Source organism: Rouxiella sp. Mn2063, assembly GCF_049319665.1.
In the GTDB taxonomy this organism is placed as follows: Bacteria; Pseudomonadota; Gammaproteobacteria; order Enterobacterales; family Enterobacteriaceae; genus JBMOUD01.
Genome location: NZ_JBMOUD010000050.1, coordinates 1 through 412, shown reverse-complemented (window position 1 = coordinate 412; position 412 = coordinate 1). Strand labels below are relative to the sequence as shown.

The 412-nt window shown below is 45.1% G+C and carries 1 tRNA gene; it reads left to right on the top strand.

The window, feature by feature from the left end:
• Positions 1 to 172 precede the first annotated feature (172 nt).
• Positions 173 to 248, top strand: a tRNA-Glu gene (locus ACL9RG_RS22755).
• The last annotated feature ends 164 nt before the right edge of the window (positions 249 to 412 follow it).

The following is a 412-nucleotide window of genomic DNA, read 5'->3' as shown; positions in this document are numbered from 1 at the left end:
CGTAGGGGAACCTGCGGTTGGATCACCTCCTTACCTAGAAGATACGCCTTGTGCAGTGTCCACACAGATTGTCTGATGAAATTAATGAGCAAAAAGCGCTACCTGTTGATGCAGTAAGGGCAACCTTACGCTGATACGAAACGGTTAGATGAAAGTCTAGTCGGCATTTCGTGTCCCCATCGTCTAGAGGCCTAGGACACTGCCCTTTCACGGCTGTAACAGGGGTTCGAATCCCCTTGGGGACGCCAATCCGATAATGAGTGAAAGACATTATCACCGGTCATGTGCATGACCACATATCTTAAAGATGACTCTTACGAGTCGTGTTTAAGATATTGCTCTTTAACAATCTGGAACAAGCTGAAAATTGAAAATTACAGCTGAAATTCATCTCTCCGTAGAAGTATTGAGA